At 63.7% G+C, this 22,382-nt stretch carries 23 protein-coding genes and 5 tRNA genes; 11 read left to right on the forward strand and 17 right to left on the reverse strand.

From position 1 onward, the window contains the following. Positions 1-82 precede the first annotated feature (82 nt). A tRNA-Gly gene (locus tag AC0SZ7_RS18575) sits at positions 83-158 on the reverse strand. A 43-nt stretch (positions 159-201) separates the two neighbouring features. Here AC0SZ7_RS18575 and AC0SZ7_RS18580 point away from each other — a divergent pair. Next, the gene (locus AC0SZ7_RS18580) at positions 202-468 is read left to right on the forward strand and encodes a hypothetical protein (RefSeq protein WP_475505753.1); all 267 of its coding nucleotides are present in this window, start codon (positions 202-204) and stop codon (positions 466-468) included. Positions 469-474: 6 nt separating this feature from the next. Here AC0SZ7_RS18580 and AC0SZ7_RS18585 read toward each other — a convergent pair. From AC0SZ7_RS18585 to AC0SZ7_RS18600, 4 genes are all read right to left on the reverse strand, one after another. Next, positions 475-550 (reverse strand) — tRNA-Gly (locus tag AC0SZ7_RS18585). A 3-nt stretch (positions 551-553) separates the two neighbouring features. Then, positions 554-629: transfer RNA gene (locus tag AC0SZ7_RS18590), tRNA-Glu, on the reverse strand. Positions 630-733: 104 nt separating this feature from the next. Then, positions 734-809: transfer RNA gene (locus AC0SZ7_RS18595), tRNA-Gly, on the reverse strand. A gap of 2 nt (positions 810-811) precedes the next feature. Then, positions 812-887, reverse strand: a tRNA-Glu gene (locus tag AC0SZ7_RS18600). A gap of 253 nt (positions 888-1,140) precedes the next feature. On the opposite strand from AC0SZ7_RS18600, the gene AC0SZ7_RS18605 reads away from it, so the two are divergent. Further along, positions 1,141-1,905 (forward strand): hypothetical protein, encoded by a 765-nt coding sequence (locus AC0SZ7_RS18605; protein WP_475505754.1) that lies wholly within the window; start codon positions 1,141-1,143, stop codon positions 1,903-1,905. Positions 1,906-2,067: 162 nt separating this feature from the next. On the opposite strand, the gene AC0SZ7_RS18610 is transcribed toward AC0SZ7_RS18605, so the two are convergent. After that, positions 2,068-2,550 carry a GAF domain-containing protein gene (locus AC0SZ7_RS18610; protein WP_475505755.1) on the reverse strand — a complete coding sequence of 161 codons (483 nt, stop codon included), beginning with the start codon at positions 2,548-2,550 and terminating at the stop codon, positions 2,068-2,070. Beyond that, positions 2,547-3,437 (reverse strand): ATP-binding protein, encoded by an 891-nt coding sequence (locus AC0SZ7_RS18615; RefSeq protein ID WP_475505756.1) that lies wholly within the window; start codon positions 3,435-3,437, stop codon positions 2,547-2,549. Before AC0SZ7_RS18615 ends, AC0SZ7_RS18610 begins: the two co-directional genes overlap by 4 nt. Positions 3,438-3,572: 135 nt before the next feature. Between AC0SZ7_RS18615 and AC0SZ7_RS18620 the strand changes: the two genes are divergently transcribed. Further along, positions 3,573-5,894 carry a hybrid sensor histidine kinase/response regulator gene (locus AC0SZ7_RS18620; protein ID WP_475505757.1) on the forward strand — a complete coding sequence of 774 codons (2,322 nt, stop codon included), beginning with the start codon at positions 3,573-3,575 and terminating at the stop codon, positions 5,892-5,894. Here AC0SZ7_RS18620 and AC0SZ7_RS18625 read toward each other — a convergent pair. The 3 genes from AC0SZ7_RS18625 to msrB all read right to left on the reverse strand — a co-directional run bounded on the left by AC0SZ7_RS18625 (position 5,878) and on the right by msrB (position 7,352). Then, positions 5,878-6,324, reverse strand: a complete 447-nt coding sequence (locus AC0SZ7_RS18625) for a MarR family winged helix-turn-helix transcriptional regulator (protein ID WP_475505758.1) — start codon at positions 6,322-6,324, stop codon at positions 5,878-5,880. The two genes, AC0SZ7_RS18620 and AC0SZ7_RS18625, sit on opposite strands and share 17 nt — an antisense overlap. Next, positions 6,321-6,806, reverse strand: a complete 486-nt coding sequence (locus AC0SZ7_RS18630; RefSeq protein ID WP_475505759.1) for a glutathione peroxidase — start codon at positions 6,804-6,806, stop codon at positions 6,321-6,323. Before AC0SZ7_RS18630 ends, AC0SZ7_RS18625 begins: the two co-directional genes overlap by 4 nt. 150 nt (positions 6,807-6,956) lie before the next feature. Next, on the reverse strand, positions 6,957-7,352 hold the full coding sequence (gene msrB, locus AC0SZ7_RS18635; RefSeq protein WP_475505760.1) for a peptide-methionine (R)-S-oxide reductase MsrB: 396 nt from the start codon (positions 7,350-7,352) through the stop codon (positions 6,957-6,959). Between the two features lie 167 nt (positions 7,353-7,519). Here msrB and AC0SZ7_RS18640 point away from each other — a divergent pair, with 167 nt between their 5' ends. Both AC0SZ7_RS18640 and htpX read left to right on the forward strand, forming a co-directional pair. After that, complete coding sequence (locus tag AC0SZ7_RS18640) at positions 7,520-8,731, forward strand: pyridoxal phosphate-dependent aminotransferase (protein WP_416423117.1); 1,212 nt, start codon at positions 7,520-7,522, stop codon at positions 8,729-8,731. 260 nt (positions 8,732-8,991) lie between these two features. Beyond that, entirely contained in the window at positions 8,992-9,879 is an 888-nt protein-coding gene (htpX, locus tag AC0SZ7_RS18645) for a protease HtpX (RefSeq protein ID WP_475505761.1), read from the forward strand. 42 nt (positions 9,880-9,921) lie between these two features. Here the strand turns inward: htpX and AC0SZ7_RS18650 are convergent, their stop codons facing one another. Next, positions 9,922-10,575 (reverse strand): thiopurine S-methyltransferase, encoded by a 654-nt coding sequence (locus AC0SZ7_RS18650; protein ID WP_475505762.1) that lies wholly within the window; start codon positions 10,573-10,575, stop codon positions 9,922-9,924. A gap of 102 nt (positions 10,576-10,677) precedes the next feature. Between AC0SZ7_RS18650 and AC0SZ7_RS18655 the strand changes: the two genes are divergently transcribed. Continuing rightward, positions 10,678-11,445 carry a DODA-type extradiol aromatic ring-opening family dioxygenase gene (locus tag AC0SZ7_RS18655; protein WP_475505763.1) on the forward strand — a complete coding sequence of 256 codons (768 nt, stop codon included), beginning with the start codon at positions 10,678-10,680 and terminating at the stop codon, positions 11,443-11,445. Between the two features lie 373 nt (positions 11,446-11,818). Here the strand turns inward: AC0SZ7_RS18655 and AC0SZ7_RS18660 are convergent, their stop codons facing one another. After that, positions 11,819-13,483 carry a DEAD/DEAH box helicase gene (locus AC0SZ7_RS18660; RefSeq protein ID WP_475505764.1) on the reverse strand — a complete coding sequence of 555 codons (1,665 nt, stop codon included), beginning with the start codon at positions 13,481-13,483 and terminating at the stop codon, positions 11,819-11,821. A gap of 392 nt (positions 13,484-13,875) precedes the next feature. On the opposite strand from AC0SZ7_RS18660, the gene AC0SZ7_RS18665 reads away from it, so the two are divergent. After that, positions 13,876-14,667, forward strand: a complete 792-nt coding sequence (locus AC0SZ7_RS18665) for a crotonase/enoyl-CoA hydratase family protein (protein ID WP_475505765.1) — start codon at positions 13,876-13,878, stop codon at positions 14,665-14,667. Position 14,668: 1 nt separating this feature from the next. Here the strand turns inward: AC0SZ7_RS18665 and AC0SZ7_RS18670 are convergent, their stop codons facing one another. Next, the gene (locus AC0SZ7_RS18670) at positions 14,669-15,370 is read right to left on the reverse strand and encodes a spermidine synthase (protein ID WP_475505873.1); all 702 of its coding nucleotides are present in this window, start codon (positions 15,368-15,370) and stop codon (positions 14,669-14,671) included. A 192-nt stretch (positions 15,371-15,562) separates the two neighbouring features. On the opposite strand from AC0SZ7_RS18670, the gene AC0SZ7_RS18675 reads away from it, so the two are divergent. After that, a complete protein-coding gene (locus AC0SZ7_RS18675; RefSeq protein ID WP_475505766.1) occupies positions 15,563-16,909 on the forward strand; it encodes a class II 3-deoxy-7-phosphoheptulonate synthase in 1,347 nt (448 codons plus the stop codon). Positions 16,910-16,916: 7 nt separating this feature from the next. Here AC0SZ7_RS18675 and AC0SZ7_RS18680 read toward each other — a convergent pair whose 3' ends face one another. Both AC0SZ7_RS18680 and AC0SZ7_RS18685 read right to left on the reverse strand, forming a co-directional pair. Continuing rightward, on the reverse strand, positions 16,917-18,107 hold the full coding sequence (locus AC0SZ7_RS18680; protein ID WP_475505767.1) for a winged helix-turn-helix domain-containing protein: 1,191 nt from the start codon (positions 18,105-18,107) through the stop codon (positions 16,917-16,919). A gap of 58 nt (positions 18,108-18,165) precedes the next feature. Then, positions 18,166-18,387, reverse strand: a complete 222-nt coding sequence (locus AC0SZ7_RS18685; RefSeq protein WP_475505874.1) for a DUF1127 domain-containing protein — start codon at positions 18,385-18,387, stop codon at positions 18,166-18,168. A gap of 96 nt (positions 18,388-18,483) precedes the next feature. On the opposite strand from AC0SZ7_RS18685, the gene AC0SZ7_RS18690 reads away from it, so the two are divergent. The 3 genes from AC0SZ7_RS18690 (at position 18,484) to AC0SZ7_RS18700 (ending at position 20,489) form a co-directional block, all read left to right on the forward strand. Next, positions 18,484-19,338, forward strand: coding sequence for a LysR family transcriptional regulator (locus tag AC0SZ7_RS18690; RefSeq protein WP_475505768.1), 855 nt, complete (start codon positions 18,484-18,486; stop codon positions 19,336-19,338). Between the two features lie 131 nt (positions 19,339-19,469). Beyond that, positions 19,470-19,943, forward strand: coding sequence for a MarR family winged helix-turn-helix transcriptional regulator (locus AC0SZ7_RS18695; protein ID WP_416423109.1), 474 nt, complete (start codon positions 19,470-19,472; stop codon positions 19,941-19,943). A 126-nt stretch (positions 19,944-20,069) separates the two neighbouring features. Then, positions 20,070-20,489 (forward strand): organic hydroperoxide resistance protein, encoded by a 420-nt coding sequence (locus AC0SZ7_RS18700; protein ID WP_475505769.1) that lies wholly within the window; start codon positions 20,070-20,072, stop codon positions 20,487-20,489. 77 nt (positions 20,490-20,566) lie between these two features. Here AC0SZ7_RS18700 and AC0SZ7_RS18705 read toward each other — a convergent pair whose 3' ends face one another. Both AC0SZ7_RS18705 and earP read right to left on the reverse strand, forming a co-directional pair. Then, positions 20,567-21,136: an elongation factor P gene (locus AC0SZ7_RS18705; RefSeq protein WP_027977430.1), complete on the reverse strand. Its 570-nt coding sequence runs from the start codon at positions 21,134-21,136 to the stop codon at positions 20,567-20,569. 47 nt (positions 21,137-21,183) lie between these two features. Continuing rightward, positions 21,184-22,317 (reverse strand): elongation factor P maturation arginine rhamnosyltransferase EarP, encoded by a 1,134-nt coding sequence (gene earP, locus AC0SZ7_RS18710; protein WP_475505770.1) that lies wholly within the window; start codon positions 22,315-22,317, stop codon positions 21,184-21,186. Between the last annotated feature and the right edge of the window lie 65 nt (positions 22,318-22,382).

Below are 22,382 nucleotides of genomic sequence, written 5' to 3' on the forward strand. Positions count from 1 at the left end.
ATGCCGCACCCCATGCCTGCCGTCGGGCCAAATGACGCACAAACAAAAACGCCGCTCAGTGAGCGGCGTTCTTGATTTAATTTGGAGCGGGAAACGAGACTCGAACTCGCGACCCCGACCTTGGCAAGGTCGTGCTCTACCAACTGAGCTATTCCCGCTTGAAGACAACTTCGTGTAGCAGCTATCTTGTTGAAATCGTTGATGTTTATCAGCGTTTCGATGGGGCAGATTTTGCAGCTATTCGAAGATCTTGGCAAGCCCTTTTTTAAAAAAATTTCGTTTTTTTTCACAGGGTTACCGAAATCACCCGTCAAAGGCCCTGAAGGCACCTCGCATCCCGTAGCAGCGGCCGAAGGCCGCGTCCTGGAGCAACGCAGGACCGACGCCGGACGCAGCCTGCGGCAGCTGCTACGGGGCATACTTTTTTCGGCACGAACAAAAACGCCGCTCAGTGAGCGGCGTTCTTGATGAATATGGAGCGGGAAACGAGACTCGAACTCGCGACCCCGACCTTGGCAAGGTCGTGCTCTACCAACTGAGCTATTCCCGCAAATGGCGTCCCCTAGGGGACTCGAACCCCTGTTACCGCCGTGAAAGGGCGGTGTCCTAGGCCACTAGACGAAGGGGACACGCTGCCCGGAACACATGGTGTGTGTTTCGGTGCCCAGACCCGTACCCGAAGGCTTGGTTCTGGTTTCACTCAACCCCGCCCGAAAGCGAAGCTGTTTAAAAATGGAGCGGGAAACGAGACTCGAACTCGCGACCCCGACCTTGGCAAGGTCGTGCTCTACCAACTGAGCTATTCCCGCATTGGCGTCCCCTAGGGGACTCGAACCCCTGTTACCGCCGTGAAAGGGCGGTGTCCTAGGCCACTAGACGAAGGGGACACGCTACAACATTCACTCCCTGCTGCGTTTCGCTGTGTGCTTTACGCTGCAAGTGGCGCGCATTCTAGGGGTGGTTTGGGAAGTCGTCAACCCCCAATGATAAATTTATTTAAATCAATGACTTCCCTGCCGACAACCTGACCGGGAGCGGCGTTTGCCAGCCCGGCGCGGCGGCCTTCGGGCGATAGCCTCTATCCGGGCTGTGGCTTAGCCACTACACTCAAATGGACGACAATCTGACGAGGCTTACACGGTGACACCACTCATGATCACCCTGATTATAGTAGCGGGGATCGTTATATTGATCGCCATCGGTTACTTGAATAACGTGGTGGAGACCAACAAGCTGGAGAAGACCAAGCTCAAGCATGAGCTGGCAGACCGCTTGCGCCGCTGTGGCGAGATCACCGAGACCTTCCCCGGGCAATTCATGACACCGGCATTGAAGCTGCTGCTGACCCGCCTGGAACTCAACCTCAACCAACGCATACTGGCCCAGGACAAAGGCAACGCCGCCATCAAGGCACGGCTGGTGGAACTGGAAGCGGAGATCGGCAAGGGCGAAGGCATCACCGTGAAGAATGCGCCGGTGCCCATCCAGACCGAGGTAAAGGCCAAGGACGTGCGCTTCCTGCTCGAAGCCTTGCATGCCCAGGTGACCCGCGCCGCCCAGGACGGCTTCCTGCCGGCCAACGAGGCCAAGCACTGGATCCGCGAGATCCGTCATATATTGGTGCTGCTGCACATCGAGTTCTTCAACAACCTGGGGCAGGCGGCGTTGGCGGCCGAACAACCCGGGCAGGCGCGCCTGGCGTTCGAGCGCGGCGCACAGTACCTGCGCAAGCAGCCGGAGCCGGCGGTTTACCAGGAACAGCTCAAGTACATGGAGAAATTGCTGGCGCGGGCCAACGCCCTGGTGCTGGACAGCAATGCACCGAGCGAAGACGACCACAACGAATTGACCGAAGGGCTGAAGGAAGTCGAGCCCGAGTGGAAGAAGAAAGTCATCTACGATTGACCCGTAGCAGCGGCCCCAGGGCCGCGTCGTTGCCGACGCCGCCTTCGGCAGCTGCTACACCCTGTGGGAGCTGGCTTGCCAGCGAGCTCTTGGGGCCATAAAAGCTCGCTGGCAAGCCAGCTCCCACAAGACAGTTGCTGCTACAGGGGGTGCATCACCGAATCAGCAGTCGGTGGAACGCAGGAAAATCTCCACCATCTTCTCTATCCCCGCCTGGTCCGCTTCGCTGAAGCGCGCCAGCTTGGGGCTGTCCAGGTCCAGCACGCCGAGCAGGCGGCCGTCCTTCACCAGCGGAACCACCAACTCACTGTTCGAGGCACTGTCGCAGGCAATGTGGCCCGGGAAGGCGTGCACGTCTTCCACGCGCTGGGTCTGGCGGGTGGCTGCCGCAGCGCCGCATACGCCCTTGCTGAACGGAATGCGCACGCAGGCTACCTGGCCCTGGAACGGCCCCAGCACCAGCTCTTCGTTGCGGTTGATATAGAAGCCGGCCCAGTTCAGGTCATCTACATAGTTGTAGAGGAACGCAGAGAACTGCGAGGCATTGGCAATGAAGTCACGCTCGTCGGCGAGCAGCGATTCCAGTTGCGCGGTCAGCATCGCGTAGCCTTCGAGGCCCTGGCCGGTGCTGTTCAAATCGATCATTGCGGTTGCTCCAGTAATTTGAGACCCACCCAGTAACGGGCAAATTGATAGGCGCAGCGGCCGTTGCGGTTGCCGCGGCCGGTAGCCCAGCGCGCCGCCAGGATGTCCAGCTCCGCGGTGCGCTGCCACTGCAGGCCGGCCTGGCGGGCAAATACGCCCACCCAGTGCTCGACCACATTCAGGTAATGCTCCTGGTTGAACGGGTAGAACGACAGCCACAGGCCGAAACGGTCCGACAGCGCGATCTTGTCTTCCACCGCCTCACTGGGGTGAATTTCGCCGTCGACGTTTTGCCAGTGGGCGTTGTCGCTCTCTTTCTCCGGCACCAGGTGCCGGCGGTTGGAGGTGGCGTACAGCAGCACGTTGTCCGGCGCCGACTCCAGCGAGCCGTCGAGCACGCTTTTCAGGATACGGTAATCGCCCTCCCCCGACTCGAATGACAAATCGTCGCAGAACAGCACGAAGCGCTGCGGCAGGCCTGCCAGTTGCTCCACCACGCGCGGCAGGTCGGCCAGGTGGTCGCGCTCGATTTCGATCAGGCGCAACCCCTGCCCTGCATATTCGGCCAGCAGCGCACGCACCAGCGACGACTTGCCAGTGCCGCGCGAACCCCACAACAATGCGTGGTTGGCCGGCAGGCCCTGGAGAAACTGACGGGTGTTGCCGCCCAGCTGGTCGCGCTGGCGGTCCACGCCGATCAGGTCGGTGAGGCGCGTGTTCAGGCTGACCTGCAGCGGCAGCAAATAACCCGTGCGGCCGTCCCGCTGCCAGCGCGCGGCCAGGCACTGGGCCCAGTCGAGTTGTGGGCGCACGGCCGGCAACAACGGCTCCAGGCGCGCCAACACCGATTCGGCGCGTTGCAGGAATGCTTCCAGACGCGAATCCATGACTTCTCCTTTGCACAATTTCACAGTAAAACGCGCAGGCGCGCTGTCGATATAGTGAAATGACTGCGCCGATAACGACGGCACTTCAGCTATGCTTGCCCAGCGCGCACGGAACGAACCCTTGGCCCGGTATATATGGATATAAAGTTCACCCACAGACTGTCATACAAACAGGCTCGACTGACAGTAGTGGTCGGCTTCATTATCGGAACATTGCTCAGCATTGTGCAGATCGGCATCGATTATGCCAACGTCGACACCGCCATCAACCGCGAGATGGTGTCGCTGCTGGAAATCAGCCACAACCCGGCTTCACGCATTGCCTACAACATCGACGCCGAGCTGGCCAAGGAACTGGCGGCGGGGCTGCTGCATTCCGAGTCGATTGTGGGCGCGCGCCTGTCCGACAACAACAATACCGTGCTGGCCAACGTCAGCCGCCCGCGCACCGAGAGCCGCTACCGCTTCGTCAGCGATTTCCTCTTCGGCGAGCGCCGCAATTACGACGACGCTCTGTTCCTCAGCCATATGCCCAGCGAACGCCTGGGCACCCTGCACCTGGACGTCGACACCCTGGCCTTCGGCACGCGCTTCCTGCGCCGCGCCGAGATCACCCTGTTTTCCGGTTTCCTGCGCAGCCTGTTGCTGGCGGGCATCATGCTAGCGTTGTTCTACACCATGCTGACCAAGCCGCTGGTGCGGGTGATCAGTGCCCTGAGCAACTCCAATCCGCATGCCTCGAAGCCGACCAAGCTTGAGTACCCGCCCGGCCACGAGCAAGACGAGATTGGCGTGCTGGTGCGCGCGGCAAACCAGCAGTTCGTCAGCATGAGCACCGAGATCCAACAGCGGCGCACCGCCGAGAACCGCCTCACCGACTACCTGGCGGAGCTGGAGAACATCGTCTCGGCGCGCACCACCGAGCTCAAGGCCAGCAACATTCGCCTGAGCCTGTCCAACGAAGAGCTGGAAAACGCCCGGCGCACCGCCATGGAAATGGCCCAGGCGCGCGCCGCGTTCCTGGCCAACATGAGCCACGAGATCCGCACCCCGTTGAACGGCCTGCTGGGCATGATCGCGCTGTCGCTGGACAGCCCGCTGAACGCCGAGCAGCGCCAGCAGCTGTCTATCGCCCACGACTCGGGCAAGGTGCTGGTGGAGCTGCTGAACGATATTCTCGACCTGTCGAAATTCGACGCCGGCCAGCTGGAGCTGGAACGCATCCCCTTCGACCTCGGTGCATTGGTGGAAGACACCGCCAACCTGCTGTCGCAGAACGCTGCGCCCAGCGTCGAGTTGGCCTGCCTGATTGACCCCCGGTTCCCCGCCATGGTGCTGGGCGACCCCACGCGCGTGCGGCAGATCGTCAGCAACCTGCTGTCCAACGCCCTGAAGTTCACCCGTTTCGGCCGCGTCGACGTGCGCCTGAGCACCTACCCTGGCGGCGTCAGCATCGAGGTGTGCGACACCGGCATCGGCATCCCCCAGGAAGCCCAGGTCAAGATCTTCCAGCCATTCACCCAGGCAGGCGCCGGCATTACCCGCCAATACGGCGGCACCGGCCTGGGCCTGGCGCTGACCAACAACCTGTGCGAAGCCATGCAGGGGCGCCTGAGCATCAGCTCCGAAGCCGGCTTTGGCAGCCGCTTCAGCGCCGACCTGCCGCTGTTGACCCACACCCCCGCTGTGCCCCCTGCCCCCTTGAAGGGCAAGGTCATCGCCATCAGCCCGGCCAGCAGCGGCCTCGCCGAACTGCTGCAAAGCCTGCTGCCCGGCTGGGGCCTGGATTACCAGCGGCTGAGCACCGACGCGCCGCTGGAAGGCCTGAACCCGGACCTGCTGATTACCGACTGCCTGGACTGCCTGTTCGGCCTGCGCCCGGCCGTTACCGCGCCGATCCTGCTGGTGACCGCCTACGGCAACTTCCTGCCCAGCGAACAGGCCACCGCCCTCAGCCCGCTGCAACAGCAGGCCCGGCCGCTGGCGCGCAACGCGCTGTACCAGACCTTGCGGCGCACCCTGCTGGGCGACGAGCCCAGCCAGCAACTGGCGCTGGAACGCGGCGAAGCACCGCCGCGGCGCGCGCGCATCCTGTTGGTGGAAGACAACCCTGTGAACCAGCTGGTAGCCAAGGGCATGCTCAGCAAGCTGGGGTGCGAGGTGACAGTGGCCGCCCACGGCGGCGAGGCCCTGGCGGCGCTGGAAGACAAGGAATACGACCTGGTATTGATGGACTGCAACATGCCGGTCATGGACGGCTACGAGGCCAGCCGACGCATCCGCCAGAGCGGGCGCTGGCCGCAACTACCGATCGTGGCCCTGACCGCCAACGCCATGCCCGAGGAGCGCGAACGCTGCCGCGCGGCGGGCATGAGCGATTACCTGGCCAAGCCGTTCCGCCGCGAAGAGCTGATCACCCTCATCGACCACTGGATACCGCTCAACCTCGCGCCGTGAGCTGCGCCATCAGTTGCTCCAACCCTTGCTGCAAGGGCTGCAACTGGTTGAGGTCAATGCCGCTGGCGCAGATCAGCCGCTCACGCAAGGTGGCGGCCTGGTCGCGCAGCGCCACGCCTTGGCCAGTCAGGCCCAGGTGCACTTCACGCTCGTCCTGCACCGCCCGGCGCCGCACCACCAGGCCCAACTGCTCGATGCGCTTGAGCAACGGCGTGAGGGTGCCCGAATCGAGCATCAGCCGCTCGCCCAGGGCCTTCACCGTAGGCTGCTCCGGCGCACTGGCATGCCATTCCCACAGCACCAGCATGGCCAGGTACTGCGGGTAGGTCAGGCCCAGGGCCTCGAGCATGGGCTTGTAGCCGCGGGTCACTGCGCGCGAGGCGGCGTACAACTTGAAGCACAGCTGGTCGTCCAGCAGCAGGCCGGTCATTTCAGCAACGCTTGGATCTCGCCGTCCAGCTCCTGGGGCTTGGTGGTGGGGCCGAAGCGCTTGACCAGCTTGCCGTCCTTGCCGATCAGAAACTTGGTGAAGTTCCACTTGATACCCTGGGAACCCAACAGCCCGGGCGCCCGCTTTTTCAGCTGCACGAACAGCGGGTGGGCATGGGCGCCATTGACGTCGATCTTCTTGAATAGAGGAAAGGTAACGCCGAAGTTCAGCTCGCAGAACTGCGAGATCTCGTCTTCACTGCCAGGCTCCTGCTTGCCGAACTGGTTGCAGGGAAAGCCCAGCACCACCAGGCCCTGGTCCTTGTAGTCCTGCCACAGCTGCTCCAGGCCCTTGTATTGCGGGGTGAAGCCACATTTGCTGGCGGTGTTGACCACCAGGATGGCCTTGCCGGCGAAATCGGCCAGGGTTTTCTGCTCACCGGTGATGGTGGCGCAGGGAATGTTCAACAGGGCGTCGCTCATGGCAGGTCCTCCGTGGATGGAAGGATAACCATAGCGTGCAATTCAATTGCACACAATTTAAATGCCAACAAAAATCCCGTAGGCCGCGTCCCGGCTGATGATTTGCGGTGCCTGGGGACGCGGCCTTTGGCCGCTGCTACGGGAATTGCGTTACTCGCGGGGTACCAGGTTCAGGCACACCGAATTGATGCAGTAGCGCAGCCCGGTCGGCGGCGGGCCGTCGGGGAACACGTGGCCCAGGTGGGCGTCGCATTCGGCGCAGGTGACTTCAGTGCGGATCATGCCGTGGCTGACATCGCGAATCTCGACCATGGCGCTGTCTGCGATCGGCGCGTAGAAGCTCGGCCAGCCGCAACCGGAATCGAACTTGGTGGTCGAATCGAACAGCGCGGCGTTGCAGCACACGCAATGGTACACGCCGTCAGTCTTGGTGCTGTTGTACTTGCCCGTGAAGGGGCGCTCGGTGGCCTTGAGGCGGCAGACGTTGTATTGCTCGGGGTCGAGCATCGCCTTCCATTCTTCCTCGGTCTTGGTGAACTTGGTCATCGGGTTACCTCGGCAGCTGAAAAACCCCGATCTGTCCCTTTTCCGGGGATCGGGTGGCACGTATGATTGCGCCTTGTTCAGACCCCAGTCTGTCACCCACGCCAGGCGCATTCAATTTCATTTTCACCGCGCCATCTCGCGGCACTTTTTTTCCTTGGGATTCCATCATGCAGGTCAGCAAATCGAACAAGCTCGCCAACGTCTGCTATGACATTCGCGGGCCGGTGCTCAAGCACGCCAAACGCCTGGAGGAGGAAGGCCACCGCATCCTCAAGCTGAACATCGGCAACCCGGCGCCGTTTGGCTTCGAAGCGCCGGACGAAATCCTTCAGGACGTGATCCGCAACCTGCCCACCGCGCAAGGCTACAGCGACTCCAAGGGCCTGTTCAGCGCCCGCAAGGCCGTGATGCAGTACTACCAGCAAAAGCAGGTGGAAGGCATCGGCATCGAGGACATCTACCTGGGCAACGGCGTCTCCGAGCTGATCGTGATGGCCCTGCAGGCCCTGCTCAACAACGGCGACGAAGTGCTGGTGCCGGCGCCCGACTACCCGCTGTGGACCGCCTCGGTGAGCCTGGCCGGTGGCCACGCAGTGCACTACCTGTGCGACGAGCAGGCCAACTGGTGGCCTGACCTGGACGACATCAAGGCCAAGATCACCCCGAACACCAAGGCCATGGTGATCATCAACCCGAACAACCCCACCGGCGCCGTGTATTCCAAGGAAGTGCTGCTGGGCATGCTGGAAATTGCCCGCCAGCACAACCTGGTGGTGTTCTCCGACGAAATCTACGACAAGATCCTCTACGACGACGCCGTGCACGTGTGCACCGCCTCGCTGGCCCCCGACCTGCTGTGCCTGACCTTCAACGGCCTGTCCAAGTCGTACCGCGTGGCCGGCTTCCGTTCGGGCTGGATCGCCATCTCCGGGCCCAAGCACAACGCCCAGAGCTACATCGAAGGCATCGACATCCTGGCCAACATGCGCCTGTGTGCCAACGTGCCGAGCCAGCACGCCATTCAGACAGCCCTGGGCGGCTACCAGAGCATCAACGACCTGGTACTGCCCAACGGCCGCCTGCTGGAGCAGCGCAACCGTACCTGGGAACTGCTCAACGACATTCCTGGCGTGAGCTGCGTGAAACCCATGGGCGCGCTGTACGCGTTCCCGCGCATCGACCCCAAGGTGTGCCCGATCCACAACGACGAGAAGTTCGTCCTGGACCTGCTGCTGTCGGAAAAACTGCTGGTGGTGCAAGGTACCGCGTTCAACTGGCCATGGCCTGACCACTTCCGCGTGGTTACCCTGCCGCGCGTCGACGACCTGGAACAGGCCATCGGCCGTATCGGCGGCTTCCTGAAGAACTACAAGCAGTAACGCCCCGCGCTGTGGGAGCGGGGGGGGGGTGCCCGCGAGCTGTTGGGGCCATAAACGCGCGCGGGCAAGCCAGCTCCCACAAATCTGGTAACACTTCTCCGAACAACCACTGATCCCGCCACCCCACGGCGGTAGCGCCCTGCTGTCTAGAATCATGGTTGTGACACAGTTTGAAATAGTCGCGCTGTTGAATCGCCGGGGCTCGCCCCTTATATACCGGTCAACGCTGCAATTTCTTCCGTCAGGAGTACGTAACAACCATGATGCGCATCTTGCTGTTCCTAGCCACCAACCTTGCGGTCGTGCTGATTGCCAGCATCACCCTGAGCCTTTTTGGCTTCAATGGGTTCATGGCAGCCAACGGCGTGGATCTGAACCTCCAACAACTGCTGGTCTTCTGCGCCGTGTTCGGCTTTGCCGGCTCGCTGTTCTCGCTGTTCATCTCCAAGTGGATGGCGAAGATGAGCACCAGCACGCAAATCATCAGCCAGCCACGCACCCGCCACGAACAGTGGCTGCTGGCGACCGTTGAACAGCTGTCCCGCGAAGCCGGCATCAAGATGCCCGAGGTGGGTATCTTCCCGGCCTACGAGGCCAACGCCTTCGCCACCGGCTGGAACAAGAACGACGCCCTGGTAGCCGTCAGCCAAGGCCTGCTGGAACGCTTCTCGCCCGACGAGGTGAAAGCGGTGCTGGCCCACGAGATCGGCCACGTGGCCAACGGTGACATGGTCACCCTGGCGCTGGTGCAGGGCGTGGTGAACACCTTCGTGATGTTCTTCGCGCGGATCATCGGCAACTTCGTCGACAAGGTCATCTTCAAGAACGAAGAAGGCCAGGGCATGGCCTACTACATCGCGACCATCTTCGCCGAGTTGGTGCTGGGCATCCTGGCCAGCGTCATCGTCATGTGGTTCTCGCGCAAGCGCGAATTCCGTGCCGACGAAGCCGGCGCCCGCCTGGCCGGTACCGGGGCGATGATCGGCGCCCTGCAGCGCCTGCGTTCGGAACAGGGCGTGCCGGTGCACATGCCGGACACCCTGACCGCCTTCGGCATCAACGGTGGCCTCAAGCACGGCCTGGCTGGCCTGTTCATGAGCCACCCGCCGCTGGAAGACCGCATCGAGGCCCTGCGCCGCCGCGGTTGATTCAGGCGCAACAACACCTGTAGCCGCTGCCCCAGGCAGCGGTTACAGCGTAAGGCGGTAGGCGCATTCATCCAGGCGCCTGGCGCCGGCATTCACGAACTTGCCGCCCTCCTCCAGAATATCCCTGCACTCCAACTGCTCCACCCGCCAACGGCCACCCCACAACGCCTGCACTTCGGCATCCGGCACCGCGAACGGCGGCCCGGGCAGCACATCCTGGTCGTAGTCCAGCGTCACCAACAACCCCGCGCAACCCTTGGGCAGTATCGCCGTCAGGTGCTGCACATAGCGGCGGCGCATGTCCGGCGGCAAGGCAATCAGCGCGGCACGGTCGTACAGCGCCGTGCAGCCGGCCACGTCGGCGGCGGTCAGCGCGAAGACATCACCACACCACAGCTCCACCTCACCGGCCTGGTAGCGGGTGAACGCGCCGTGGGCGTGCACGCTGGGCGCAAGGCCCTGCTCATGGAAGAAGGCCTGCACAGCCTTCTGCGCCAGCTCCACGCCCAGCACCCGCACGCCCTGCCCCGCCAGCCACGCCAGGTCCAGGCTCTTGCCGCACAGCGGCACCAGCACCTGGGCGCCGAGCGCCACCGCCAGGCTCGGCCAATGGCGCTGCAGGTAGGGGTTGACGCCCGCCTGGTGAAAGCCGATCTGATTGCGCTGCCAGCGCTCCTGCCAAAAATCAGCCTGCATGCTTTCCCCCATCTATTCGATCAAATGGCACTAAAACTTATATTAGATTTAGATCAATCACTGGCCGATGATAATCCCATCTCAACGCTCAGGACTTCAATCATGCTGCCCAGCCTGTTCATTTCCCACGGTTCGCCCATGCTCGCCCTGCAGCCCGGCGCCAGCGGCCCGGCATTGGCCAGGCTGGCCGCCGAACTGCCGCGCCCGAAAGCCATCGTGGTGGTGTCGGCGCACTGGGAAAGCCGTGAGCTGCTGGTATCCAGCAGCCCCGCCCCGGAAACCTGGCACGACTTCGGCGGCTTCCCGCCAGAGCTATTTGCCGTGCAGTACCCCGCCCCTGGCGAACCGGCCCTGGCCGCGGACATTGCCCAGCGCCTGACCGACGCCGGCCTGCCGGCCCGCCTCGACCCGCAGCGCCCGTTCGACCACGGCACCTGGGTGCCCTTGTCGCTGATGTACCCGGCGGCCGACATCCCGGTGGTGCAGGTGTCGCTGCCCAGCCGCCTGGGGCCGCAGTTGCAGCACCTGGTGGGCCAGGCCCTGGCCGGCCTGCGCGGCGAAGGCATACTGCTGATCGGTTCTGGCAGCATCACCCACAACCTGCGCGAACTGGACTGGCACGCCGGCCCGGAAAGCGCCACGCCGTGGGCCAAGGCCTTCCGCGACTGGATGCTGGAAAAACTGCAGGCCGACGACCAGGAGGCGCTGTTCGACTACCGCCAGCAAGCGCCCTTTGCAGCCAAAAACCACCCCAGCGACGAGCACCTGCTGCCGCTGTACTTTGCCCGCGGCGCCGGCGACACCTTCGGCCTGACCCATGCGGGCTGGACCCTGGGCGCGCTGGGCATGGACATCTACCGCTTCGATTGACAGACGCCGCCTGGCGGCAGCTGCTACGCAGAGCCTCTGTAGCAGCGGCCGCAGGCCGCGTCATGGGCGTCGCGGTGAGCCTGAGGCACCGCGCAGGCCGCGTCATGGGCGCCGCGGTGAGCCTGACGCACCGCGCATGCAAGACGCAGCCTGCGGCAGCTGCTACGCGGGCCTCTGTAGCAGCGGCCGCAGGCCGCGTCATGGGCGCCGCGGTGAGCCTGATGCACCGCGCATGCAAGACGCAGCCTGCGGCAGCTGCTACGCGGGCCTCTGTAGCAGCGGCCGCAGGCCGCGTCCCGCCCCACACGCAGGCAAAAAAAATCCCCGGCACCAGGCCGGGGATTTTTCATTTCAGATCAGCCGCAAGGCAGGATCAGTCTTCGCGATAACGACGCAGCTTCAGCTGCTTGCCGGCAACGCGAGTGTCCTTGAGCTTGGCCAGCAGCTTCTCCAGGCCTTCCTCAGGCAGCTCGACCAGGCTGAAGCTGTCACGTACCTGGATACGGCCGATAGCTTCGCGGGCCAGGCCGCCTTCGTTGAGGATGGCACCCAGCAGGTTCTTCGCGGCGATACCGTCGCGAGCGCCCAGGGCGGTACGGCAGCGTGCACGGCCTTCGCCCAGAGGCATTGGCGCGCGACGCTCGCGGTCACCACGCTCAGGACGGTCACCGGTAGTACGCTCGCGCGGCGCGCTGGTCGGAACCAGTGGCTGCTCACGCTCTACAGCGTCCAGGGTCAGCGCCTGGCCATTGGTGGCCTTGCGCAGCAGGGCGGCAGCCAGGGCACGCGGGGTGCAGCCGATGTCGGCGGTCAGGCGGTCCAGCAGGTCGCCGTGGGTGGCTTCTGCATCGCCAACCAGCGGTGCCAGGCTGTTGGTCAGTTTCTTGATGCGAGCATCAAGAACGGCCTGGGCGTTCGGCAGGCGAACTTCGGCAACCTTCTGGCCAGTTACACGCTCGATAACCTGCAGCATGCGGCGCTCACGCGGGGTGACCAGCAGCAGCGCACGGCCTTCGCGACCAGCACGGCCAGTACGGCCGATACGGTGAACGTAGGACTCCGGGTCGTACGGCATGTCAACGTTGAACACGTGAGTGATGCGCGGTACGTCCAGGCCACGGGCAGCGACGTCGGTAGCGACGACGATGTCCAGGCGGCCATCTTTCAGCGAGTCGATGACGCGCTCACGCTGGTTCTGGGCAATGTCGCCGTTCAGGGCGGCAGCCTTGTAGCCTTTGGCTTCAAGGGCGCTGGCCAGGTCCAGGGTGGCTTGCTTGGTACGCACGAAAGCGATCAGGGCGTCGAACTCTTCCACTTCCAGCAGGCGCAGGACAGCGGAAGTCTTCTGGTCAGCGTGAACCAGCAGGTGAGCCTGCTCGATCGCGGTAACGGTCTGGGTCTTGCTCTGGATCTTGACGTGTTTCGGGTCTTTCAGGTGACGCTCGGCGATCGCACGGATGGACTGCGGCAGGGTAGCCGAGAACAGTACGGTCTGACGCGACTCGGGCATGGCCTTGAAGATGACTTCCAGGTCGTCCATGAAGCCCAGCTTGAGCATTTCGTCGGCTTCGTCGAGAACCAGGTGGTTCACGGTGGCCAGGACCTTCTCGTCACGACGCAGGTGGTCGCACAGACGGCCAGGGGTTGCCACGACGATTTGCGCGCCGTTGCGGATTGCTTTCAGTTGCGGGCCCATCGGGGCACCGCCATACACGGCCACTACGGTTACGCCAGGCATTTGCTTGGCATAGGTTTCGAATGCAGTGGCTACTTGCAGCGCCAACTCACGGGTTGGCGCCAGGATCAGGGCTTGCGGCTCGCGCTTGCTCGGGTCGATGCGATTCAGAATCGGCAGTGCGAAGGCAGCGGTTTTACCGGTACCAGTCTGCGCCTGGCCGATCATGTCATGACCTTCCAGGATGATTGGGATCGATTGCTGCTGAATAGCCGACGGCTCTTCGTAGCCAGTCGCGATGACGGCTGCAACAATGTTCGGGTTAAGTCCGAGAGCGGCGAAGCCGCCGGTTTCCTGGGTCATGGGTCTGCCTCTAAGTGCATCCGCAAAGACCCATGCTCCAAAGCTGCGCATGCCTTGTAAGACTCGAGAGTCACCCTGGCAGCTTTGTCGGCGGGGATTTGCGAAAACGATTGAATGAAAAAAAAGAATCGTTAGGGAGAGTCCGCGGTACGGACGTGCAGTCGAAGTTGTCTTCGGGGGATTGCGCTACCTAAACGTGGCCTGATTAAAGACCGGCGCGCACTATACCTGAAAACGCCGTGTACGTGAGAGTTTTTTATCGTTATCAGACGGCTGAACCCACTATTGTCACAGGCTTTGCGCAACATCGACCGCGCGTCTATTTTGCTAGAGACCCGCGCGCCCGGCGCCCTGGCTTAATCGTTTCACCCCTTGCCATCGAGGATGCCGATATGAGCCAACCCTGCCCTGGTAACGTCAGCCGCGAATTGCGCGGTGCCGTGATGCTGATCGGCCTGGACCGCGCCGCCAAGCGCAACGCCTTCGACCTGCCCCTGCTGGAACAGCTTAGCCTGGCCTACGGCGAATACGAGCGCGAGCCGGCCGCCCGCGCCGCCGTGCTGTACGGCCACGGCGAGCACTTCAGCGCCGGCCTCGACCTGGCGGCGGTGAACACCGCCTTCGTGCAGGGCTGGAAGCTGCCCGAAGGCGGCCTGGACCCCTGGCGCGTGGGCCTTGGCCCCACGCTGAGCAAACCGCTGATCGTTGCCGCCCAGGGCTACTGCCTGACCATCGGCATAGAACTGATGCTGGCGGCCGACATCAACCTGTGCGCCAGCAACACGCGTTTTGCGCAGATGGAAGTACAGCGCGGCCTGTTTCCCTTCGGCGGCGCCACCGTGCGCCTGCAACAGATAGCCGGCTGGGGCAACGCCATGCGCTGGCTGCTGACGGGCGACGAGTTCGACGCCCACGAGGCGCTGCGCCTGGGGCTGGTGCAGGAAGTAATGGCCAGCGAGGACCTGCTGCCCAACGCCCTGCAGCTCGCCGAGCGCATCGCCGCCCAGGCGCCGCTGGGCGTGGCGGCCACGCTGGCGTCAGCGCGCCTGGCGGTGCTGGAGGGCGAAGCGGCCAGCGTCGCCACCCTGCACGCCCAGGCGCACCTGCTGTTGGGCAGCGACGACGCCCGCGAAGGCCTGGCGGCGTTTCACGAGCGCCGGCCGGGCACCTTCACCGGGCAGTGAGTCAGGACGCCGGGCGCAATTGCGCGATCAGCGCCTGCAGCGAGTAGCCCAGGCGCGGGGCCAGGGCTTCGGCGCGGGCCTTCAGGCCGTCGAGGTCGAGGTCCTGGTCCAGCTCGGCCGGAATGATCAGGATCACGTTGCCCTCGGTCACCGGCAGCTCCCAGTAGTGGCGGTGGTACAGGCCGCGCAGCAACGCCGCGCCCAAGGGCTTGCCGTCATCGCCGGCCCACTGGTTGATGATCAGCCAGCCGCCCGGGTTCAGGCGCTTCTGGCAGTCCTCCAGGAAGCGCCAGGCCAGGTGGCCCACGCCGGGGCCATGGTCGGTGTACAGGTCGACGAAAATCAGGTCGGCGGGTTCTGCGGTAGGCAGCAGCTCGATGGCATCGCCGGTGCGGATGTACAGCCGCGGGTCGTCGTCCAGGCCCAGAAACTCGATGGCCAGGCGCGGCACGTCGGGGCGCAGCTCAATGGCCTCGACGTCTTCCAGCGGCAGGAACTTCAGGCACGCCTGGGTCAGGGTGCCGGCGCCCAGGCCCAGGAACAGCGCGCTCTCGGGCTGTTCGTGGCACAGCGCGCCAATCAGCATGGCGCGGGTGTAGTCGTACTCCAGCCAGCTGGGGTCGGCAGTGAACACGCAGCTCTGCTCGATGGCATCGCCAAACTCCAGGAAGCGGTAATCCTCCACTTCCAGCACACGGATCATGCCGAACTGATCATGCACTTCGGCCAGCAGACGCTCGACGCGCTCACGGGTTACTTCGGGTTCGTTGTCTTGCACCACGGGCGCTCATCAAGCCTGGAAAAACGCGATTGTCGCATTTATTGGGCCAGCTCCCACAGGGCGTGGTGGTGGTACCATCGATTCACCTATCAACACATTAGATAAGAGCCTGTCATGAGCCTTCCCTGGAGCCCCGACAGCTGGCGCGCCTTGCCGATCCAGCAACAACCCTTCTACCCCGACGCCAGCCGTCTGGCCCACGTGGAGCAAACCCTGGCCAGCTACCCGCCACTGGTGTTCGCCGGCGAGGCCCGCGAGCTGCGCCGGCAATTCGCCGAGGTCACCCAGGGCCGTGCATTCCTGCTGCAAGGCGGCGACTGCGCGGAAAGCTTCGCCGAGTTCTCGGCAGCGAAGATTCGCGATACCTTCAAGGTGCTGCTGCAGATGGCCATCGTCATGACCTTCGCCGCCGGCTGCCCGGTGGTGAAAGTGGGGCGCATGGCCGGGCAGTTCGCCAAGCCGCGCTCGGCCAATGACGAAACCATCGACGGCGTCACCCTGCCCGCCTACCGCGGCGACATCGTCAACGGCATCGGCTTCGACGAGAAAAGCCGCACCCCCGACCCGGAACGCCTGCTGCAGGCCTACCACCAGTCCACCGCCAGCCTCAACCTGCTGCGCGCGTTCGCCCAGGGCGGTTTCGCCGACCTGCACCAGGTGCACAAGTGGAACCTGGACTTCATTGCCGAATCGGCGCTGGCGCACAAGTACCACCAGCTGGCCGACCGCATCGACGAAACCCTGGCATTCATGCGCGCCTGCGGCCTGGACAGCGCGCCGCAACTGCGCGAGACCAGCTTCTTCACCGCCCACGAGGCGCTGCTGCTCAACTACGAAGAAGCCTTCGTGCGCCGCGACAGCCTGACCAACGACTACTACGACTGCTCGGCGCACATGCTGTGGATCGGCGACCGCACGCGCCAGCTCGACGGCGCCCACGTCGAGTTCCTGCGCGGGGTGAACAACCCCATCGGTGTCAAGGTCGGGCCAAGCATGAAGCCCGACGACCTGATCCGCCTGATCGACGCGCTCAACCCCGACAACGACCCCGGCCGCCTGAACCTGATCGCGCGGATGGGCGCCGGCAAGGTTGGCGACCACCTGCCACAGCTGCTGCGCACAGTGAAGGCCGAGGGCCGCCAGGTGCTGTGGAGTTCCGACCCCATGCACGGCAACACCATCAAGGCCAGCAGCGGCTACAAGACCCGCGACTTCGCGCAGATCCTCAGCGAGGTCAAGCAGTTCTTCCAGGCGCACGAGGCCGAGGGCACCTACGCCGGCGGCATTCACATCGAGATGACCGGGCAGAACGTCACCGAATGCATCGGCGGCGCGCGGCCGATCACCGAGGACGGCCTGTCAGACCGTTACCACACCCACTGCGACCCGCGCATGAATGCCGACCAGTCGCTGGAATTGGCGTTCATGATTGCCGAAACGCTGAAGCAGGTCCGCCGCTAGGCCACGGCTACAGGAACGGGGCGTGGCGCTGGCACTCCAGGGTGACCGACGCCAGGCCCAACCACCCTGCCATCGCCTGCAACTGCCCAGCCAGGGCCGCCAGGCCTTCGGCGTCCAGGCGCCCCTGCTCGTCATGCACCGCCAGCACGCGCAGCTCACCCGTGGCGCGTGCCGCGCGCACATCCACCCGCGCCACAATCTGCTCGTTGTGCAGAAACGGCAGCACGTAATAGCCGTACACGCGCTTGTGCGAAGGCGTGTAGATCTCCAGCCGGTAGCGAAAATCGAACAGCCGCTCGGTGCGGTCGCGCTCCCACACCAGCGAATCGAAGGGCGACAGCAAGGCGCTGGCGGCGACCTGCCGCGGGATACGAATTTGACGCGGGGTGAACGCTGGCTGCGACCAGCCCTCCACGCTGCAACGTTGCAGTTGGCGGTCTTCCACCAGCTCGGCCAGGCGGGCACGGGAGTCGGCGGGGTCGAGGCGAAAATAGTCGCGCAGGTCCTTCTCGGTGGCCACGCCCAAAGCGGTAGCTGCATGCAGCAGCAACGCCCGCTGGGCCTGGCCCACGTCGGGCACCGGCCTGGCCAGCACGGCCGCCGGCAACACGCGCTCGGGCAAATCATATAGACGCTCGAAGCCACGCCGCCCCGCCACCGTCAGTTGCCCGGCAGCGAACAGCCATTCCAGCGCATGTTTTTCCGCGCTCCAGTCCCACCACGGCCCGGCACGTTCCTGCCGCGTGGACAGGCTGCCGGCGCCCAGGGCACCTTGCTCGCGCACCGCCTCCAGCACCCGCGCCAGCACCGGTTTCTGCTCCACGCCAAAGCGCGCCAGCTGCTTGTAGATACCCTTGCCCTGCGCAGCCCGCGCCATGCGCCAGGCCATGGCCGGGTACAGCTCCAGGGGCAGCAGCGAGGCCTCATGGCCCCAATACTCGAACAGCTTGCGCTGGCGCCCGCGCCCCCAGGCCATGTCATCGAGCATGCCCTGGGGGTAGGCGCCCAAACGCGAGAACAACGGCAGGTAATGGGAACGCACCACAGCGTTCACCGAATCGATCTGCAGCACCCCCAGGCGCTGCACCATTTTCAACACGTGGCCGGGCGCCAGTGCCGAGCGCAATGGCCGCGGGGCGAAGCCCTGGGCGGCCAGCACCAGGCGCCGCGCCTGGGCGATGCTCAGTGATTGGGGCATGCACGACTCCTTGTGAACCTGCCCTACACTAGCCCTGGCACTGGCGCTTCGCCACCGCTTATTTCTGCAGCGGATCATCCCAGAACGGCCGCTCGGTCTCGCGACTGACATCGGCCCGGGACATGCCGATATCCTTCAACATGTCGTCGCTCATGGCCGCCAGCTGATGGCGTTCCCACGCCAGTTGGCGCCAACGCTGCACACGCCGCCACAGGCCTTGGATAGAGACGCCGTGGAACGGCACCCGCATGACCAGCACATAACCCTTTTGACCTTTCATCATCCGACCCTCCAGTTGGGGATGACTCAGTGTCGCGCCGGGATTATGATCAATCCAACGAATGTTTCTTATGCCTCGCATCTCGGAGATTGATGTATGTCCCAGTACCAAAGCATCGACTCGGAAGTGCTGCGCACCTTCGTCGCCATCGCCGACGAGGGTGGTTTTACCCGTGCCGGCGAGCGCGTCAACCGCACCCAATCGGCGGTGAGCATGCAGATGAAACGCCTGGAGGAAGACATCCTTCAACGCCGGCTGTTCGAGCGCGACGGCCGCCAGGTGCGCCTCACCGCCGAAGGGCAGATTCTGCTGGGCTATGCGCGGCGCATCCTCAAGCTGCACAGCGAGGTCTTCACCACCCTGCGCGAGCCGCACATGGTCGGCACCGTGCGCATCGGCACGCCGGACGACTACGCCATGCGCTTCCTGCCGGGCATCCTCTCGCAGTTCGCCCAGGCCTACCCGCTGGTGCAGGTGGAGGTGCACTGCGAAAGCTCGAAACAGCTGATGCAGCGCCAGGACCTGGACCTGACCATCGTCACCCGCGAGCCGGGCAGCGAAATCGGCCAGATGCTGCGCCACGAACGCTTCGTGTGGGCCCAGGCCATCGGCTTCAACCCCGTGGAGCAGAACCCCATCCCGCTGGCCATGTTCAACAACGACTGCTTCTGCCGCATCTGGGCCTGCAACGCCCTGGACGCAAGGCAGAAGCCCTACCGTATCGCCTATTCCAGCCCTAGCCTCGCGGCGATCATGGCGGTGGTCAGCGCAGGCCTGGCGGTGACCGCGCAACTGCAAAGCCTGATCACCCCCGACCAGCGCATCCTGGGCGAAGCCGAGGGCCTGCCGCAGTTGCCCATGGCCAGCGTGATGCTGCTGCGCAACGAGGGCACGCAGAATGCGATCACCGAATGCCTGGCCGACCATATCGCCGAAGGCTTCAAGTTGTAATTTAACGAACTATGCGCGCGGTCCGTGGCTCAAACCTTTCAAGAAGCCGCCCATACGGCCATGATGAATTAGCTGGCGCGTTAAACACCTCGACGCTAAATTCGCCCGCTTCAATTGAATCAAGGATCAGCATGAACGCCGACCGCCCCACTTCCAGCGCTGCCGAAGGCCATTGCGACGATCTGCTGCTCGACAGCCAATTGTGCTTTGCCCTGTATTCCACTTCGTTGCTGATGACCAAGGTCTACAAACCGCTGCTGCAGGCTTTGGAACTGACCTACCCGCAGTACCTGACCATGATGGTGCTGTGGGAAAAGGACGGTTTGACCGTGGGCGAAATCAGCACCCGCCTGCTGACCGACCCCGGCTCGCTGACCCCGCTGCTCAAGCGCCTGGAAGCCGAGGGCCTGCTGAGCCGCACCCGCAGCCGTGAAGACGAGCGCGTGGTGATTGTGCAACTCACCGACCAGGGCCGCGCCCTGCGCGAGAAGGCCAAGACCATCCCTGGCTGCATCCTGGCCGCCACTGGCGAGACCGTGGAACGCCTGAAAAAGCTGCAGGGCGACCTGCTGGAGCTGCGCGGCAACCTGCACGAAAGCCTCTGATTCCCGCCCACGGGTACGCCGTTCGTCGTGCCCTTCAATTATTTATCTTGCGCGCAAACTATTAGCGAACTAATCTAACCCCGTACCCAGACAACACCCCCAAACATTCAGCCTTGAGGTGTCACCATGCAAACGCTCTATACCGCAACCGTAACCGCAACCGGTGGTCGTGATGGCCGTGCCGTTTCCAGCGACAACATCCTCGACGTGAAACTGGCCACCCCCAAGGCTTTGGGCGGCGCCGGCGGCGAAGCCACCAACCCTGAACAGCTGTTCGCCGCCGGTTACTCGGCCTGCTTCATCGGCGCACTGAAATTCGTTGCCGGCCAGGCCAAGCGTGCCCTGCCCGCCGACACCAGCATCACCGCCGAAGTGGGCATCGGCCAGATCCCTGGCGGTTTCGGCCTGGACATCGACCTGCGCATCAGCCTGCCGGGCCTGGAACAAGCCGACGCCCAGGCGCTGGTGGACGCCGCCCACCTGGTGTGCCCGTACTCGAACGCCACCCGTGGCAACGTGGATGTACGCCTGCACGTAGCGGTGTAAGCCCACGGGGCACAAATCCCAGGCACAAAAAAGCCCGACTCATGGTCGGGCTTTTTGTTACGCAGGAAGGGCCAGAATTACTTGGCGCGACCTTTGTACGAACCGCCTTCGCGGGTATCGATCTCGATCATGTCGCCGATCTCGATGAAGTCGGCAACGCTCAGCTCGGTGCCGTTCTTCAGTTTGGCAGGCTTCATGACCTTGCCGGAAGTGTCGCCACGAGCCGAACCTTCGGTGTAGTCAACCTGACGCACGATGGTGGTCGGCAGCTCTACGGAAACCAGGCGGCCTTCGAAGAACACGGCTTCGCAGACGTCAGTCATGCCTTCTTCAACGAATGGCAGAACCGATTCGATGTCTTCGGCGTTCAGCTCGTACATGGTGTAGTCAGTGGTGTCCATGAACGTGTAGGAGTCACCGCTGATGAAGGACAGGGTGGCTTCCTTGCGATCCAGGATCACGTCGTCCAGCTTGTCGTCGGCGCTGTAGACGGTTTCAGTCTTGTAGCCGGTCAGCAGGTTCTTCAGCTTGGTCTTCATGATCGCGCTGTTACGGCCCGACTTGGTGAATTCAGCTTTCTGAACCAGCCAAGGGTCGTTGTCGATACGGATCACGGTACCGGGTTTAAGCTCTTTACCAGTTTTCATTGCGAATATCCGAATTTGGATGGATTTACAAAAATCTAGGCCGCGTATCATATCCAATTTCGGTAAAACTGTACCAGCGCCGTCGCAAGATCAGGCTGAGCGGCCTGTTTTTCGCCCCATTGGCGGGCATTGGCGGCCAGCTCCTGCCAGTGTTCCAGCACCCGGCGCCAGCTGTCGCCCATGGCCAGGCCCTGGTTCCAGGCACGCCACAGGTCAGTCAGCGCCTGCCCCGCCGCCGGGCTCAGCGCCTCGACGTAAAGCGCCAGGAAGGCTTCCAGCTTTTCCCAATGGGCATATTCTTCCTGCTCATAGATGTGCCACAGCAGCGGCTGCCCCGCCCATTGCGCACGCACGAACGAGTCCTCGCCGCGCACGGCATTGAAGTCGCAGCACCACAACAGCAAGTCGTACTGGTCCTGGCGGACGAACGGCACCACCTGCACGGTCAGCGCGCCCCGGCGATGAACGGCGCCCACCGCCAGCTCATCCACCGCCAGCCACGCCTGCACATCACCCAGCACGCGGCCTTGGGGCACCAGCACGTGGGTGGGCGTGGCATCGGCAGCCATCACGTCGAACCATTCGGCCAGGCTGGCGTTCTCGTAGGCGAACAACGACAGCAGGCGGCTGCCCGCCGCCACGTCGACACCCAGGCTGGCGAGAAATGCACGCCGCGCCTGCGGGTCGGCCTGGAAGGCATCGCGGCGCGCCAGCAGGGTGTTTTCCCGCAATAGCCCGCCGGTTTTCTCGACAAAACCCGGAAAGAAGAAATACTTCTGCAAGCGGTCCGGCTGCGGTGACGGCAGGCCATGGCAACCCGACACCCAGCCTTCGGCGCTGAGGTATTCCAAATTCAGCCACAGGGCGGGCGCGGTCCTGGCCGCCATGGCCGCGCGGTAGACGGCGGGCAGTTTGCAGCCGAAAGCTTCGATGACCACGTCCGCAGCCTGCACTGCCGGCCATTCCTGCGGCCACTGGCAGATCTCCACGCCTTCGTGGCACTGGCTGGCCAGGCTTGGCTGCACCGCTGGCCACAGGCGCTCGAAGGATTTCAGGTCATCGACCCACAGGCGCACGGCCACGTCATGTTCGGCGGCCAACTGTCGCGCCAGGCGCCAGGTCACCCCGATGTCGCCGAAGTTGTCGACCACACAGCAGAAAATGTCCCAGGAGGCTTTCATGTTCGCTTCCATCACGCCCTCCGGGCAAAATCGGGCATTGTAGAGGCAAAGTCATTGCTCGTGAG

The sequence above is a fragment of the Pseudomonas sp. JC1203 genome (genome assembly GCF_056175065.1).